At 76.3% G+C, this 14,940-nt stretch carries 15 protein-coding genes; 4 read left to right on the forward strand and 11 right to left on the reverse strand.

Features of this window, described 5'->3' with window-relative positions; all coding sequences use genetic code 11:
- Positions 1-203: 203 nt before the first annotated feature.
- Together ABT006_RS29370 and ABT006_RS29375 are read right to left on the reverse strand one after the other, a co-directional pair.
- Positions 204-740 (reverse strand): hypothetical protein, encoded by a 537-nt coding sequence (locus ABT006_RS29370; protein ID WP_350711622.1) that lies wholly within the window; start codon positions 738-740, stop codon positions 204-206.
- A gap of 164 nt (positions 741-904) precedes the next feature.
- Positions 905-1,357, reverse strand: a complete 453-nt coding sequence (locus tag ABT006_RS29375) for a GNAT family N-acetyltransferase (RefSeq protein WP_350711624.1) — start codon at positions 1,355-1,357, stop codon at positions 905-907.
- A gap of 73 nt (positions 1,358-1,430) precedes the next feature.
- Between ABT006_RS29375 and ABT006_RS29380 the strand changes: the two genes are divergently transcribed.
- A complete protein-coding gene (locus ABT006_RS29380; protein ID WP_350711625.1) occupies positions 1,431-1,943 on the forward strand; it encodes a potassium channel family protein in 513 nt (170 codons plus the stop codon).
- Here ABT006_RS29380 and ABT006_RS29385 read toward each other — a convergent pair.
- Both ABT006_RS29385 and ABT006_RS29390 read right to left on the reverse strand, forming a co-directional pair.
- Positions 1,870-3,453: an alpha/beta hydrolase gene (locus ABT006_RS29385; protein ID WP_502891039.1), complete on the reverse strand. Its 1,584-nt coding sequence runs from the start codon at positions 3,451-3,453 to the stop codon at positions 1,870-1,872. The genes ABT006_RS29380 and ABT006_RS29385 overlap by 74 nt on opposite strands.
- A gap of 34 nt (positions 3,454-3,487) precedes the next feature.
- A complete protein-coding gene (locus tag ABT006_RS29390) occupies positions 3,488-4,600 on the reverse strand; it encodes an ATP-dependent DNA ligase (protein ID WP_350711627.1) in 1,113 nt (370 codons plus the stop codon).
- A 136-nt stretch (positions 4,601-4,736) separates the two neighbouring features.
- Here ABT006_RS29390 and ABT006_RS29395 point away from each other — a divergent pair, with 136 nt between their 5' ends.
- Both ABT006_RS29395 and ABT006_RS29400 read left to right on the forward strand, forming a co-directional pair.
- Positions 4,737-4,949: a hypothetical protein gene (locus ABT006_RS29395; RefSeq protein WP_350711629.1), complete on the forward strand. Its 213-nt coding sequence runs from the start codon at positions 4,737-4,739 to the stop codon at positions 4,947-4,949.
- Between the two features lie 106 nt (positions 4,950-5,055).
- Positions 5,056-5,478: an SRPBCC family protein gene (locus tag ABT006_RS29400; RefSeq protein ID WP_350711631.1), complete on the forward strand. Its 423-nt coding sequence runs from the start codon at positions 5,056-5,058 to the stop codon at positions 5,476-5,478.
- Here the strand turns inward: ABT006_RS29400 and ABT006_RS29405 are convergent.
- Positions 5,453-5,944: a GNAT family N-acetyltransferase gene (locus tag ABT006_RS29405; protein ID WP_350711633.1), complete on the reverse strand. Its 492-nt coding sequence runs from the start codon at positions 5,942-5,944 to the stop codon at positions 5,453-5,455. The two genes, ABT006_RS29400 and ABT006_RS29405, sit on opposite strands and share 26 nt — an antisense overlap.
- Before the next feature lie 47 nt (positions 5,945-5,991).
- On the opposite strand from ABT006_RS29405, the gene ABT006_RS29410 reads away from it, so the two are divergent.
- Positions 5,992-6,525, forward strand: a complete 534-nt coding sequence (locus ABT006_RS29410) for a DUF1990 domain-containing protein (protein ID WP_350711635.1) — start codon at positions 5,992-5,994, stop codon at positions 6,523-6,525.
- A 122-nt stretch (positions 6,526-6,647) separates the two neighbouring features.
- On the opposite strand, the gene ABT006_RS29415 is transcribed toward ABT006_RS29410, so the two are convergent.
- The 6 genes from ABT006_RS29415 to ABT006_RS29440 all read right to left on the reverse strand — a co-directional run bounded on the left by ABT006_RS29415 (position 6,648) and on the right by ABT006_RS29440 (position 14,937).
- Positions 6,648-7,568 carry a DNA-3-methyladenine glycosylase family protein gene (locus ABT006_RS29415; RefSeq protein WP_350711636.1) on the reverse strand — a complete coding sequence of 307 codons (921 nt, stop codon included), beginning with the start codon at positions 7,566-7,568 and terminating at the stop codon, positions 6,648-6,650.
- Between the two features lie 115 nt (positions 7,569-7,683).
- On the reverse strand, positions 7,684-8,541 hold the full coding sequence (locus tag ABT006_RS29420) for a spermidine synthase (protein ID WP_350711638.1): 858 nt from the start codon (positions 8,539-8,541) through the stop codon (positions 7,684-7,686).
- The gene (locus ABT006_RS29425; protein ID WP_350711640.1) at positions 8,541-9,500 is read right to left on the reverse strand and encodes a hypothetical protein; all 960 of its coding nucleotides are present in this window, start codon (positions 9,498-9,500) and stop codon (positions 8,541-8,543) included. The genes ABT006_RS29420 and ABT006_RS29425 overlap by 1 nt, the downstream gene beginning before the upstream one ends.
- Before the next feature lie 49 nt (positions 9,501-9,549).
- Positions 9,550-12,024, reverse strand: coding sequence for an AAA family ATPase (locus ABT006_RS29430; protein WP_350711642.1), 2,475 nt, complete (start codon positions 12,022-12,024; stop codon positions 9,550-9,552).
- Positions 12,024-13,172 (reverse strand): exonuclease SbcCD subunit D, encoded by a 1,149-nt coding sequence (locus ABT006_RS29435; RefSeq protein WP_350711643.1) that lies wholly within the window; start codon positions 13,170-13,172, stop codon positions 12,024-12,026. Before ABT006_RS29435 ends, ABT006_RS29430 begins: the two co-directional genes overlap by 1 nt.
- A 10-nt stretch (positions 13,173-13,182) precedes the next feature.
- Positions 13,183-14,937 carry an ATP-binding protein gene (locus ABT006_RS29440; protein ID WP_350711645.1) on the reverse strand — a complete coding sequence of 585 codons (1,755 nt, stop codon included), beginning with the start codon at positions 14,935-14,937 and terminating at the stop codon, positions 13,183-13,185.
- Between the last annotated feature and the right edge of the window lie 3 nt (positions 14,938-14,940).

The following is a 14,940-nucleotide window of genomic DNA, read 5'->3' on the forward strand; positions in this document are numbered from 1 at the left end:
GCGTTCGCCCCCCCCCCGCCCCCCACCGCCAACCCCTGCCGCCCCCCCCCCCCGCCCCGGGCGCCCCCCCCCCCCCCCCCCCCCCGCGGGCCCCCCCCCCCCGGGGGGGGGGCCCCCCCCGGGGGGGGGGCCGCCCCCCCCCCGGGTGCCGGCGCCCGGGGCGACCGAGGCGCCCGGGCCCGGGCGTCGAGCGCGTCGCGCACTCAGTCCCGGCAGCGACGCCGGTGGTAGGCCACGGTGAGCGCGAGCAGCAGCGGACCCCAGAGCAGCAGCGGGGTGTAGCAGGCCAACAGCAACGCCATCCCGCCAGGGGAGAAGCCGAACCCGTCGCCGCGCGGGAGCCCGCCAATCGCGGCGTACCCCCAGATCAGGATGAGCGCGACGCCGCCCGCGGTGGCCGCGGTCTCGGCGAACGGCGGCGGCACCCGCCGGCCGCCGACCAGCGGCAGCCAGCGTGGGAAGATCTCGCCCCACTGCCGGACGAGTCCGATCGAGAGCAGCGCCAGCGCCTCCTGGACCACGCTCAGCGACAGGATGTAGGCGGCCTCCCAACCGCCGACCCGGACCGGCTCGCCGTTCACGAACGCGCCGATCGGGACGCCGGCCACCAGTGCGATGCGCCACAGCCCCGACGGGAGGGTGACCAGGGGAATCAGGTGGGCGGTCCGCACCGCCCACCGCGGTGCCGATCGTCCGTCCCGGGCGTGACCCGACGGGGCGATGGCGGTTGCGGTGCTCATGACGGACTCCGTTCCTCGGCGGCTGCTGCTCCAGCCTCGCCGGCCGAGGACGGCCCGCCACCCCGCCGGTGGGTGAACCGGCTCCCCGACGCGGGGGAGCGTCCCCCGGTCCCGGGCCACCGCGCGGCTCGCCGGAAGGCGGGGCCGGCGGGTCGGGCCCGAGGTCAGAGCGGAAGCTTCATGCCCTCGTGGCTGGCCACGAAGCCGAGGCTGAGGTAGAAGCGGTGGGCGTCGTGGCGGGTCTTGTCGGTGGTGAGCTGCACCAGGGCGCAGCCGCGCTGCTTCGCCTGGTCGACGGCCCAGGTCATCATCTGCCGGCCGAGGCCCTGCCCGCGCCGGTCCGAGCGGACGCGGACGGCCTCGACGAGCTGCCGCTCCGCGCCGTGCCGGCCGAGCCCGGGGATGTAGGTGAGCTGCATGCAGCCGACCACCGCACCGTCCGCGTCGGCCACGATCAGCTGGTTGCGCGGATCGGCGGCGATGTCGGTGAACGCCCTCTCGTACGCGTCGTCGACCTCCGTGAAGTCCCGGGACTTCCCGAGCATGTCGTCGGCGAGCAGGGCCAGCACGGCGGGCAGGTCGGCCCGGACCGCCTCCCGGAAGATCACGTCGCTCATGCCGCCAGCGTGACACAACGATGTGGGGCGATGCGGGGGCGGCGCTTGCCGGCACCGGGCAGCATGATGGCTCATGGACGTCCTGCTGCTGCCGTTCCGGTGGATCTACCGGGCGCTGGTCTGGTTCGCCAACTCGCCCCGGACATTGATCATCTCCTACCTGCTGATGATCGTGGTGGCCGGCGTCATCTACGGCCAGGTGGAGAACCGAACGGCGGCGGACGCGGTCTGGTGGGCGGTGGTGACCGCGTCCACCGTCGGGTACGGCGACATCTCACCGGTCAGCTGGCAGGGCCGGGCCCTCGCCGCGCTGCTCATCTCGACCATGGTGCTGCTGGTCATCCCGTTGATCACCGCGCACTTCGCCAGCCAGCTGATCGTCGACGACGACGCCTTCGAGCACGACGAGCAGGAGGAACTCAAGGCCGACGTCCGGCGGATGCGGGCGCTGCTGGAGGAGATCGCCGCGCGGCAGGGCATCGAGCTGCCCGACCTGCCGCCGGAGCGGCCGGTCAACGGGCCGGGCAGCGCAGCCCCTCTCTGGGCACGGTCAGGTCGATCAAGTAGGCGTCGACCGCCGCCGTGATGCAGGAGGTCTGCGGGTAGGCGGTGTGCCCCTCACCCTCCCAGGTGAGCACCCGGCCGACACCGAGCATCTCGGCCAGCTCGCCGGTCTGCTCGTAGGGCGTCGCCGGGTCACCGGTGGTGCCCACCACCAGGATCGGCGGCGCCCCGTCGGCCCGACCGGTCGGGTACGGGTCGCGGCCGCCCGGCCACTCGGTGCAGGAGAGCATGCCGACGGCCAGCGACGGGCCGAACAGCGGGTACTTCGCCCGCCACTGCGACTGGAGCTGGCGGATCCGCTCCCGGGTCGGCTTCTCCTCCTCGTCGGCGCAGTTGACGGCCAGGTTGGCGTCGAACAGGTTCGAGTAGTGCCCGTCGGAGTCCCGGTCGGCGTACGCGTCGGCGAGGCGGAACACGTCCGTCGGGTCGCCGCCCTCCAGCTCGTCGATGGCGCGGGCCAACTCCTGCCACCCCTGCTCGGTGTAGAGCGAGGAGATGATCGCGTAGAAGACCCAGCCCGGGGTGGCCTCCCGGCCGTCGTCGCCGCGCACCGGGGACACCCGGGCCTTGTCGATCGCCGAGGTGACCGCGGCGCGGGCGTCCGGGGCGATCGGGCAGCGGCCGGCGTTGGCGGCGCACCACCGGGTGAAGTTGTCGAAGGCCCGCTCGAAGCCCTTGGCCTGGCTCTCCGAGCCGGCGACCAGACCCTGCTTCGGGTCGATCGCGCCGTCGAGCACCATCGCCCGGACGTGCTGCGGGTAGAGCTGCGCGTAGGTGGCGCCGAGCAGGGTGCCGTAGGAGTAGCCGAGGTAGGTCAGCTTGTCGTCGCCGACGGCCGCGCGGACCATGTCCATGTCGCGGGCGGCCTGCTCGGTGCCGTAGAGCGGCAACTGGTCGCCGTAGCGGTCGCCGCAGCCGCGCCCGATCCGCTGGTTGAGCGCCACGAACCCGTCGAAGGACTCCTGGCTGCGCGGGTCGGGGTCGTAGCCGAAGCTCGCGTCCAGGTCGGCGTCCGGAATGCACTTCACCGGGCTGGAGCGGGAGACCCCGCGAGGGTCGAAGCCGACGATGTCGAACCGGTCGGTGATCGAGGCGGGCAGGCCGCCGAACGCCGGCCCGTAGGAGAGGTAGACCGCGGTGTCCACCCCGGAGCCGCCCGGCCCGCCCGGGTTGACGACCAGCGAGCCGATCCGCTCGCGCTGCTTCGTCGACCGGGCGCGCAGCAGCGCGATCTCGAAGGTCTGCCTGGCGCCCGGGCCGGTGCCGGCCGCGCCGCCCATGCCCCAGTTACGCGGCACCTTGATCCGCGTGCACTCGTAGCGCATGTTCGGCGCGCTCCGCCCGACCAGCTCCTCGGCCACCTCCGGGCAGGGCCGCCAGGTCGGCGCGGCACCCGGCGCGGCGGCCTCGCCCTCGACGTCCGTCCGGGGGGCGAACGCCGGGAGGGTGCAGCCGGCGGCGAGCAGCGCGGCGGCGGCCAGGCCGGCCACGGTGAGCCGGAACCGGCGGATCCGGGCGGAAGTGCGGGTCACGAGCGGGCCTCCGTGATCGATTTCGACGGCCAGGCTACGCCGGGCCCGCGGCGGAGCCCACGGTCACCGTCGGGTCGCCGCGGAGCACCTGGTCCACATCGAACCGGACCGGCCGGTCGAGCTGGTCGTAGCGGCAGGAGCCGGGCTCGCGGTCGGGCCGCCACCGGACGAACCGGGCGGTGTGCCGGAACCGGTCGCCCTCCATCGCGTCGTAGCCGACCTCGACCACCAGCTCGGGGCGGAGCGGCTCCCACTCGAGGTTGCGGGTGCCGGTCCAGCGGCTGACCCCGCCGGGCAGGCGCTGGCCGCGCTCGTGGTCGCCGTGCACCCACGGGTGGTCGGCGCCGGCGTCCCGGTAGGGCTCCAGCTCCTCCAGCAGCTCGGCGCGGCGGGCCATGGTGAACGAGGCGCTCACCCCGACGTGGTGCAGGACGCCCGCGTCGTCGTAGAGCCCGAGCAGGAGCGAGCCGACCACCGGGCCCGACTTGTGCCACCGGAACCCGGCCACCACCACGTCGGCGGTGCGGGCGTGCTTGACCTTGAACATGAGCCGCTTGCCCGGCTCGTAGGGTAGGTCGGCCGGCTTGGCGATCAGGCCGTCCAGGCCGGCGCCCTCGAAGACGTCGAACCAGCGGTGGGCGGTGTCGACGTCGGTGGTGACCTGGGTGACGTGCACCGGCGGGCGGACCCCGGCCAGGGCCGCCTCCAGCCGGGCCCGCCGCTGCGGATAGGGCTGGTCGAGCAGGGTCTCGTCGTCGAGGAGGAGCAGGTCGAAGGCGACGAAGTCGGCCGGCGTGGTCTCGGCCAGCAGCCTCACCCGGGAGGCGGCCGGGTGGACGCGCTGGGCCAGCAGCTCGAAGTCGAGCCGGGGCTGCCCGCCCGGGCCGTCCCGCCGGATCACGATCAGCTCGCCGTCGACCGCGCACCGCTCGGGCAGCTGGCGGCGGGCCTGCTCGACCACCTCGGGGAAGTAGCGGGTCATCGACTTGCCGCCCCGGCTGGACAGCTCGACCTCGTCGCCGTCGCGGAACACGATGCACCGGAAGCCGTCCCACTTCGGCTCGTACGTCATCCCGGACGCGGTGGGGATCCGCGGGACGCTCTTGGCCAGCATCGGCTCGACCGGTGGACTGATCGGCAGCTTCACGGCGACCAGTCAACCAGACGGCACCGACAGTCGTGAGGCAGATCACGGCCGGTCGGCGGGCGGCGTGTCTCCCCGCGCGTCCCTCGTCCCTGCCCGGGCGAATCGGAAAACCGCAGGTCAGAGCTAGTTTCGCGGGGTGTCTGAGTGGGTCTGCGGGTGCTGCGGTCGGTGGCGGGTGAGCATCGAGCTGATCCGGGGCCGCCACCGCTACCGGCTCGTGCGCCGCTACCCGGCCCGCTTCGGCGGGGGCAAGGACGTGCTCGGCGAGGTCGGCTCGGTGGCGGAGCTGGAGGAACTGCTGCGTCGGCGTACCCCCCTGGGGCTGGCCGACCTGCACGAGGCCGCCTGACCCGGCGGCGACCGACCGGTCGGCGGATGCCGCGGTCACGATCCGCCGGGCAGCGTCGTCACCGGTGGGCGCGGCGCGCGGGGCGCCGCCCGGGAGGGGGGGCGCGATGCGGTTCGAGGCCGGTACGGAGGTGGCCGCCGAGCCCGGACGCGTCTGGGCGGTGCTGGTCGACGTCGAGCGGTGGCCGGAGTGGACGCCCTCGGTGCGCCGGGCCCGGCGGGGGGAGCCGGGGCCGCTCGCGGTGGGCGCCACCGTCAGGCTGGAGCAGCCGAAGCTGCGGCCGGCCGTCTGGCGGGTCACCGAGCTGACCGAGGGGCACTCCTTCGCCTGGGTGTCGCGCAGCCCCGGCGTGCGCACCCTGGCCGAACACCGGGTGCTGCCGCTGGCCGACGGGCGCAGCCGGGTCGAGCTGGTGCTCGCGCAGTCCGGGCCGCTGGCCGGTCCGGTCGGCTGGCTCTACGGCGACCTGACGCGCCGCTACCTGCGGATGGAGGCCGACGGGCTCAGGCGTCGCTGCGAGCGGGACTGACCACGGACTTCTCCAGCAGGGCCAGCCGGTGGCCGTTCGGGTCCGGCCGGTGCCCGACCACGCGGTAGCCGTGCCGGTGGTACAGCCGCAGGTTCTGCTCGCTGTCGGCCCCGGTGAAGAGCGCGAAGCGGCGAACGCGGGCCGCGCAGGCCGCCTCGACCGCCCGCAGCAGCCGCCCGCCGACGCCCCGGCCCTGCTGGTCGGGGGCGACGGCGAGGCGGCCGACGTGCGCGGTGTCGCCCTCGACGTGCGCCCGCACCGAGCCGACCAGCCGGTGGCCCAGCCGGGCGGTGAGCACCGTCGCCGGCCCCGCCAGCGCGGCCCGCACCTCCTCCAGGGTCTCGGTCAGCGGCGGCAGGAACGGGTCGGCGTAGCGCTGGGCCTCGACGAGGTACGCGGCGCGCTGCACCGTGAGGATCTCGCCCGCGTCCGGCACGTCGGCGGGGGCGATGCGCGGCTCGATCACGCCGACAGCCAACCACACGGCCCCGTCGCGCCGCCCGTACGCTGGCGGTGATCCGTCGAGCCCCGGGGGTGCGCGCCGTGCCGGCACTGACCTATCCGCACGTCGGCGCCACCCGCGTCGGGGACCTGCCGCCCGGCTGGCGGCACGTGCGGCACCGGGTGCGGCTGCCCGACTCCTGCTTCGCCGCCGCCGGCGCGGCGGTGCTCGGCTGGCGCCTGCACCGGGCGGCCGGCATCCGGATGGACGCGGTGGCCGACCGCGCCGCGCCCGGGGTGCGGGTGGTCTCCCGGCTGGGCGTCGGCCCGCTGCGGCTGGCCGCGCCCTGCGAGGTGGTCTGGGCCGTCGACGACGACCGGCGGGCCGGCTTCGGGTACGGCACCCTGCCCGGGCATCCGGCCAGCGGCGAGGAGGCGTTCGTGGTCAGCCGCGACGCCGCCGGTCGCGTCTGGTTCGAGGTGGTCGCGTTCAGCCGCCCGGACCGCTGGGTCATGCGGGTGGCCGGCCCGGCCGGCCGGGCCTTCCAGCACGCGTACGCCTGGTGGCTCGGCCGCACCCTGCGCCGCCTCTGCGCCCGCTCCTGACCGCGCGCCTCGTCCGCCCCGTCGCGGGCGCCGTGGCCGACAGACGGCATTCGCCGGCCAGAGGCGGCGCGGCGGGCGGCACCGCCCCGCCGGACGGAACGGCGCCGCGCGGCGGCGGCCGGTCAGAACCGGGCGAAGGAGCGGATCGGCATCCGGGGGCCGTACCTCGGGGCCTGGACGCCCCCGGCCTCCAGCAGCACGCAGACCCGGCCCCGGTGCCCCCGGAACGGCTCCAGCAGCGCCAGCATCCGGGCGTCGTCGCCGCGTGGCTCGCCCGCGAGCGCCCAGGCCACCGTGTTCGGCACGTGGAAGTCGCCGACGCTGACCGCGTCCGGGTCCCCGTACGCGATCCGCACCACCTCGGCGGCCGTCCACGGCCCGATGCCGGCGATGGCGGTGAGCCGGCGGGTGGCTTCGGCGGAGTCCGCGCAGCGCTCCAGCCGCTCCGCGACGGCGGCGGCGCGGCGCAGCGTGTCGGCCCGGCGCTGCTCCACCCCGAACGGGTGGAACACCCAGTACGGGGTGGCGGCCACCGCCGCCGGCTCCGGCGGCAGCAGCAGCGGCTGCATCGGCCCGGGCGCCGCCTCGCGGAAGTGCCGCACCGTCGCGGCGTACGCGCGGTACGCCTCCTTGCCGGTCACCTTCTGCTCGAGGACCGCCCGGAGCAGCCGGGGGAAGACCTGACCGGTGGCCGGCATCCGAAGCCCCCGGTGCTGGACCGCCAGCCGCGCCACCACGGGGTGACCGGCGGCGAGTTCCGCGAACCCGCTGAGGTCGTCGCGCAGCCCCGCGACCGCGTCCGCCCGCTCCACCACCCAGTCGGCGCCCGGGCCGTAGCCCTCGGCGAGCAGGTCGCCGCCGGCCGGCCGCAGGGCGAGGGTCGCCGGCCCGTCGGGGGTGCGGGTGGCCCACCAGAAGGTGCCCGCCGCGACGCGCGCGCAGGGGTCGTACGCGCTGAAGGTCAACGCCCGGACCGACGCGGCCAGCCGGTAGCCGGCCGGCGGGCGCAGCTCCCGGCGGGCGGAGGGTTCGGTCCCGGTCACCCGCCCATGCTGCCACGCCCCGGTCCCGTGACCGGCGGCACCGGCGGGGCGCGGCGGTGCCGGTAGGCCGGTCGTCCCCGCTCGGCACGGCCGTTCGCAGGGCCCCGCGAACGGATCAACGACGCACGGAGAAGATTCCGGGCGGCGGCGGGGTCGAGTCGGTGGCGTCGGCGTCGCGGACCACCGGGGCCCCGCCGGCGAACCGGTCCAGCTCCCCGCCGGCCAGCACCCGGCCGGGGAACCAGTCCCCGGCGGCGCGCCGGGTCAGCTCCGGCACCGGCGGCTCGACCCGGCTCGCCACGAGCACCAGGTTGCCGTAGCGCCGCCCGCGCAGCACCGCCGCGTCCCCGACCAGGCACGCCCGGGGCAGCACCGATCGGACCGTGGCGACCTGCGCCCGCGCGTGACGCAGCGGTGGGCCGTCCGCGACGTTGGCCAGGTAGCAGCCGTCGGGGCCCAGCACCCGGGCCACCTCGGCGGCGTACTCCACCGAGGTGAGGTGGGCCGGGGTGCGCGCGCCGGCGAAGACGTCGGCGACCACCACGTCGTAGCCGGCGTCCCGGCTGGCGGCGAGCACCGCGCGGGCGTCGGCCACCCGCACCTTGAGCCGGAAGTCCGCCGGCCACGGCAGGGCGCGGCGGACCAGCTCCACCAGCGCACCGTCCACCTCGACCACCCGCTGGGTGGAGCCGGGCCGGGTGGCGGCCACGTAGCGGGGCAGGGTCAGCGCCCCGCCCCCGAGGTGCAGCACCCGCAGCGGCGCACCGGCCGGGGCCAGCAGGTCGATCGCGGCGGCCAGCCGCCGGACGTACTCGAACTCCAGGTGCGTGGGGTCGGCCAGGTCCACGTGCGACTGCGGCGCGCCGTCCAGCAGCAGGGTCCACGACCCCGGCCGGTCCGGATCCGGCACCAGCTCGGCCAGCCCGGTGTCCACCCCCGCGGCCACCGTCTCGGCGCCCCGCCTGCGCCCCATCAGCGGCGGGCCCGGGCGGCGGCGGTGAGCACCCGGTGCAGCAGCCGCGCGTCGCCGAGCAGCGCCCGCAGCCGGCGCTCCAGGCCCGCGATCGGGATGAGGTTCTGCGGTGCCCGCGGGTCCTTGTACGGGGTGGAGGCGAAGCGGGGCAGCGTCACCAGCGACAGGTCGGCCAGCTCCACCGCCTCGTCGATGCCCAGCTCGGCGGAGCACTCCATCCGGACGATGCCCGCCCACGGCGCCCCGAGGGCCACCGGCAGCCGCAAATACCACGACCAGCCGCCCCACGCCGTGCCGAGCCGGAACACCGGGGACCGCTCGCCGGCCGCCAGCCCGGTGACCACCGCCGTCAGCCGGGCGTCCAGGTATTGGCTGTGCTGCGTCTTGATGTAGCCCAGCGTGCGCGGCAGCTGTCGCCGGTTGCGCAGCGGGCCGTCCACCACCAGCAGGTCGCCGTCGGTGCGGGCCGCCCCGGAGACCTCCACCTCCAGCGCGGTCAGCGGCCCCTGCACGGCGGCGGGGAGCTTGTTCAGCTCGCCCGTGCCGCTGACCCGGTGCACCGGGTAGCGGACACTGCCGGCGACCACGTCCACCGCCGACGGGCTGGCGGTGAACAGGCCCCGGCCGACCTTCGCGCCGGCGAGCCGCGCCGCGCCGCGCTCCAGGTCGCACCGGACCACCCCGGCGGCGTACGAGGCGGCCAGGCCGGGAAAGGACGCGCCGTCGTCCTCCGCCGTCCACACGCTCGCGTCGATCCGGCGCACCCCGTCGACCAGCAGCACCACGTCGGGGGCGCGTACCCCGGGGCGGGGCCCGATGGCCCGCCAGTCCACCGCGGGCAGCTCGGCGTCCGCGTCGACCTGGGCGCTGCTCGGCGCGGCGGGACCGCCGCCGGACGCCTCGAACGAGGCCCCGTACGCCGGGTCCCAGGCGTCGACGAAGAACCGGGGATCGGTCACCGGGGCGAGCCTCCCGTCGTGGCCCGGGGGACGCCGCGGCGGCCCCCGCTCACCGGCCGGTCCGCTCGACGCGGGCCGACCGGGCGTCCTTGCTGACCTCGTAGCGGACCGGGATGCGCTCGGCCAGCGCCGGCACGTGGGTGACCACCCCGACCATCCGGTCGCCCCGGGCGGCCAGGCTCTCCAGGGTGGCGGCCACCGTGTCCAGGGTGGCCGCGTCGAGCGTGCCGAAGCCCTCGTCGAGCACGATCGACTCCAGGCTCGCCGCGGTGGTGGACATGCCGGCGAGCTGCTCGGACAACGCCAGCGCCAGCGCCAGCGACGCCTGGAAGGTCTCGCCGCCGGACAGGGTGCGCACGCCCCGGCGCAGCCCGGCGTCGTGGTGGTCGACGACGAAGAACTCGCCCTTGTCGTGCACCAGGTCGTACTGCCCGCCGGACAGCTCCCGCAGGATGCCCGACGCGCCGTCGACCAGCAGGTCCAACGCCTCGGCCAGCAGCCACCGCTCGAAGTTGTTGGCCCGCAGGTGCCCCGCGAGGGCCCGGGCCACCTGCGCCTCGTGCTCGTACCCGGCCCGCTGCTCGCGCAGCCCGCCGGCCTGCTCGCGGCGGCGCTCCAGCTCGCGCAGGTCGCCCTCGGCCCGCTCCAGGGCGCGGTCGGCGGCGCGTACCGGATCGTCGGTGGCCGGCAGCCCGGCGGCGGCGAAGATGCCCGCGATGCGCTCGCCGACGCCGGCCGCCACCGCCTCGGCCTCCGCCACCGCGGCGGCCCGCCCCGCCCGCTCGGCGCGGCGGCGCTCCGCCTCCGTGCCGGCCCACCCGGTGAGGGCCGCCCACGCCGCGCCGAGGTCGTCGCGGTCGGCCGCCGGCGGCCCGAACCGGGCCAGCCCGTCGCGGGCGGCGTCGAACGCCCGCCAGGTCGCGCGCAGCCGCTCCTCGGCGGCGTCCACGGCCGCCCGGGCCCGCCGGGCCGCCTCCCGGCCGGCCCGCACCGCCGCCGCCGACTCCTCCAGCGCCCGGCGCAGCCGCGCGTGGTCGTCCAGCTCGCGGCGCAGCACCGCCGGCTCCGCCGCCCCGGCCAACTGCCCGTCCAGCTCGGCCAGCCGGGCGTCCAACTGGTCCTGCCGGGCCCGCGCCCGCACCAGCACCCGCTCCAGCTCGCGGGCCGCGGCGTCGCGCTCCGCCACCACCGCCTGCGCGGCCTTCGTGGCGGCCCGCGCCGCCCGGCCCGCCGCCGTGGCGGCGGCGACCGCCGAGTCCGCCGGCACCGCCGGCACCGTCGCCACCGTCTGCTCGCAGACCGGGCAGGTCGCCCCGTCGCGCAGGTGCGCCCGCAGCGCCACCGCCTGGTCCGTCGCCTTGGCCTCCTCGTGGGCCCGGAAGGCGGCCTCCAACTCGGCCTCGGCCCGCTCGGCCGCCGCCCGCGCCTGCGTCAGCGCGGTCACCGCCGCCGCGTGCTCGCCCCGCGCCGTGCCGACCGCCGCGCGGACCGTCTCCGCCTCGCCGGCCAGCTTCTCCCGGTCGGTGTACGCCCGCAGCAGCAGCCGCAGCGCGCTCTCGTCGCCGGCCGCGGCCAACTCGCCGCGGAGCTTCTCCTCCCGCTCCTCGGCCAGCGACACCGCCGTCGCCGCCTCGTCCGCGCCCGCCCGCGCCGACGCCACCGACCGGGCCACCTCGGCCACCCCGTCCGGCGCGCGCACGGCGGACAGCACCGCCAGGTCGGCGTCGAGCGCGGCCAGCGCCGCGCCCGCCTCGCGCGCCGCCTCCCGGGCCGCCGCCAGCTCCGGTACGGCCGCCGCCACCGCCCCGACCAGCTCCCGCATCCGGTCGACCTGCCCGGTCGCCGCCGCCAGCGCGGCGTCGTCGACGTCGGCGAGCCCGGCCAGCGCCTGGTCGACCGCCTCCAGCTTCGCCTCGGCCTGCGCGGCCCGCGCGGTCGCCTTCTTCTGCACCTCCTCGTAGACCCCGAGACCGAGCAGGTTCACCAGGATCTGCTGCCGGGTGGCCGGCTTGGCGTGCAGGAAGTCCGCGAACTGCCCCTGCGGCAGCACCACGCAGCTGGTGAACTGCTCGTACGGCAGCCCGACCGCCTCCAGCACCGCCTGCTCCATCTCGGCGGGGGTGCCGGCGACCACCTCGCCGAGGTCGTCGGGGCTCAGCCCCGTGTCGAGCTTGGTCACGTCGAAGCCGGCCGGCATGAGCTGCAACCCGGCGTTGGCCGTCTTGACGTTGCCCCGCCCGTCCCGGCGCACCACCCGGGTCGCCACGTAGCGGGACCCGCCGGACTCGAAGACCAGCCGCACCCGCGCCTCGGTGGCCGACGGCGCGAGGGCGTTGGCCAGCCCCCGGGTGCCGCCCCAGCGGGGCACCGTGCCGTAGAGGGCGAAGCAGATCGCGTCCAGCACCGTCGACTTGCCCGAGCCCGTCGGCCCCACCAGGGCGAAGAAGTCGGCGTCGGTGAAGTCGATCGTCGTCTCGTCCCGGAAGACGGTGAAGCCCGCCATGTCCAGCCGCATCGGCCGCATCAGTGGTCGACCTCCTCGAAGAGCTCGTCGAAGAGCTCCCGCACCCCGTCGTCGGTGTGCCCCCGGCTGTCCAGGTAGTCGGCGAAGAGCTGCCGGGGCGAGCGGCCGGCCCGCTGCGCCACCCGGGCGCCGCCGCCCGGGGCGGGCACCAGCTCGGGGTCGATGCGGATCTCCAGGGCGCGGGGCAGCAGCTCCTGCACCTCCTCGCGCAGCCCGGCGCGGGGCTGCTCCCGCACGTACACCCGCAGCCAGGCGTCCGGCACGTCCATCTCGGCGAGCTGGGCCAGGGTGCCCCGGACCGTGCGCAGCGTGGCCGCCGCGACGACCGGCACCTCGCGGACCTGCGCCGCCGTCGTCGCGGTGACCTCGACGACCGTCACCGACGGCACGTTCTCCTGCTCGCCGAAGTCGACGGCGAGCGGGCTGCCGCTGTAGCGGATCGGGCAGGGGCCCTGGACCCGCTGCGACCGGTGCAGGTGGCCCAGCGCCACGTAGTGCGCGGTGCCCGGGAAGACGGTCGCCGGCACGGCGTAGCCGAGCACGGTGTGCGCGTCCCGCTCGCCGCCGCCGGTCGCCGCGCCGACCACGGTCAGGTGGGCGGTGACCAGGTGCACCCGGTCCGGCTCGGTGAAGCTCTCGGTCAGCCGGCCCAGCACCCGGCCCAGGTGGTCGGCGTACGTCTGGGTGGCCTCGGCGGCGGTCAGCTCGTACATCTCCACGGCCCGGATGGCGTAGCGCTGGGAGAGGAACGGCAGCGCGGCCAGCCGCCAGCGCTCGCCGCCGGCCGTGGTGCCGTCGACGACGTGCTCGTCCGGGTTCTCCCGGACGCCGCCGCGCAGCGTGATCCCGGCCGCCTCGGCCCAGGGGCGCAGCGCGTCGAGGGCCTGGCCGTTGTCGTGGTTGCCGCCGATCGCCACCACGTCGGCGCCGGTGCGGCGCAGCGCGGTCAGAGCCCGGGTGACCAGCCGAGTGGCCTCGGGCGTCGGCGCGGCGGTGTCGTAGAGGTCGCCGGCGACGATGACCAGGTCGGGCCGCTCGGCCCGGGCGACGTCGATCACCCCGGCGAGGACCTGCTTGTGCTCCTCGGCCCGCGACTGGCCCTTGAGGACCTTGCCGACGTGCCAGTCGGAGGTGTGCAGGATCTTCACGGGTCTCCCCCTAGAACGGGATGTCGTCGTCGCTGGCGCCGCCGCCGGAGCCCACCACCGCGAACGGGTCGGCGGACTGGGTGATCGACCGGAGCGTCTCCGACGGCGCCCGGCCGGCCTCGGAGACCCGGGTGGCCCAGGCCGGGAACGGGAACTCCAGGCAGAGCGGCACCGGGATGTCGGGCTGGTTGACGAACATCGTGCCGGGCTTGGCCAGCAGCGCGCGCTGCCGCTGGGCGGGCGGCAGGAAGCCGTACTCCGGGCGGGACGCCTCGGCCGGGTCGAGCCGGCCGACCACCCGGATCGCCGAGTTGGTGACGATCCGCCGCTCCACCTCGCTCGCCGTCTGCTGGGCGCCGACCAGGATCACCCCGAGCGAGCGGCCCCGTTCGGCGATGTCGAGCAGCACCTCCTTGATGGGGGAGGAGCCCTCGCGGGGGGCGTACTTGTTGAGCTCGTCGAGCACCACGAAGAGCAGCGGCTTGGCGGTGCCGGCCTTCTCCTTGCGCTCGAACTCGCTCTTGAGCGTCACGCCGACCACGAACCGCTGCGCGCGGTCCGGCAGGTTGTGCAGGTCGACCACGGTGACCTGGGCGCTCTCGGCGGTGTTGATCGAGTGCGGGCGGCGGGTGGCCAGGTCGCCCCGGATCAGCCGGGACAGGTCCTTCTTGCTGCCGATCAGCCGGCGGGCGAACGCGTTGACCGTGCCCAGCCCGACCGCGCTGCCGGCCCAGTCGGAGCGGGTCTCGTCGTCGTTGAGCTGCTCGACGACGTGGTCGACCAGGTCGGCGTACGAGCCGAGCCGCACCCCGTCGATGCTCACCCCGCCGTCGGCGGGCTGGGCGTGCCGGGCCAGGTGGGCGGCGACCGAGTGGACGACCATCGTGTACTGCTGGCGCTCGTCGTCGGCGTCGGCGAAGACGTAGGGCAGCAGGCGGTCGGCGCAGAACTCGGCGAGCGTCCAGTAGAAGCTGTCCACCCCGGTGAGCCGGCTGCTCACGTCGGGCGTGCCGGAGGAGTCGCCGACCCTGGGCGGGGCGTAGACCCGCACGTCGGGGAACGCGCCGGCGGTCAGGCCGAGCTTCGCGTACGCGGCGCGGGTGGCGTCGTCGAGCCGGGTGTTGGGATGGTCGAGGAAGAGCAGGTCCTCGCCCTTGACGTTGAAGATGAGCGCCTTGGCGTTGACGGCGTCGCCGCCGAGCACGCCGGAGCGGAAGACCGAGTAGAGCAGGAAGGTGGCGAAGCTCGTCTTCGTGGCGACGCCGGAGATGCCGGAGATCGACACGTGCGCGCCCCGGCTGCCGTCGAGGAAGTCGGCGTTGAGGTAGACCGGCACCCCGTCGCGGCCCATCCCCATCGGGATCCGCCGCTCCATCCGGTCGAAGTGCAGCGCCCGCGCCCGGGCGTCGCCCTCGGCGCGGTGCACCACCGCACCGGGCGACGGCGGCACGTAGAGCTCCGGGTCGACGCGGGTGGTGGTGATCTCGGCGGCCTCCTGCACCTGCGCCGGCAGCGTGCCGTCGGCGATGGCGAAGACGTCGGAGTCGAACTGGGCGCCCTCGTGCCGGGCGCGCACCTGGGTGACCACCCCGGCGATCGTCACCGGCTCGCGGTCGGGCAGCTCCCGGCGGGTCACCACGACGTCGTCGAGCTGGAGGTAGCTGCCGGGGGAGACCGCCGTCCAGAACTGCAGGGGGGTGGCGTCGGCCGTGCCCAGCACCCGGCCGACCTCCTCGCCCGGGCCGTCGAACCCGTCGTCAGTCATCGG

It is taken from the genome of Micromonospora sp. NPDC002717, assembly GCF_040295705.1.
In the GTDB taxonomy this organism is placed as follows: Bacteria; Actinomycetota; Actinomycetes; order Mycobacteriales; family Micromonosporaceae; genus Micromonospora.

What these genes read in the sequence shown, in the direction of transcription:
- ABT006_RS29370 (WP_350711622.1), bottom strand. Translation starts at nt 740, where the DNA reads ATGAGCACCGCAACCGCCATCGCCCCGTCGGGTCACGCCCGGGACGGA.
- ABT006_RS29375 (WP_350711624.1), bottom strand. Translation starts at nt 1,357, where the DNA reads ATGAGCGACGTGATCTTCCGGGAGGCGGTCCGGGCCGACCTGCCCGCC.
- ABT006_RS29380 (WP_350711625.1), top strand. Translation starts at nt 1,431, where the DNA reads ATGGACGTCCTGCTGCTGCCGTTCCGGTGGATCTACCGGGCGCTGGTC.
- ABT006_RS29400 (WP_350711631.1), top strand. Translation starts at nt 5,056, where the DNA reads ATGCGGTTCGAGGCCGGTACGGAGGTGGCCGCCGAGCCCGGACGCGTC.
- ABT006_RS29420 (WP_350711638.1), bottom strand. Translation starts at nt 8,541, where the DNA reads ATGGGGCGCAGGCGGGGCGCCGAGACGGTGGCCGCGGGGGTGGACACC.
- ABT006_RS29430 (WP_350711642.1), bottom strand. Translation starts at nt 12,024, where the DNA reads ATGCGGCCGATGCGGCTGGACATGGCGGGCTTCACCGTCTTCCGGGAC.
- ABT006_RS29440 (WP_350711645.1), bottom strand. Translation starts at nt 14,937, where the DNA reads ATGACTGACGACGGGTTCGACGGCCCGGGCGAGGAGGTCGGCCGGGTG.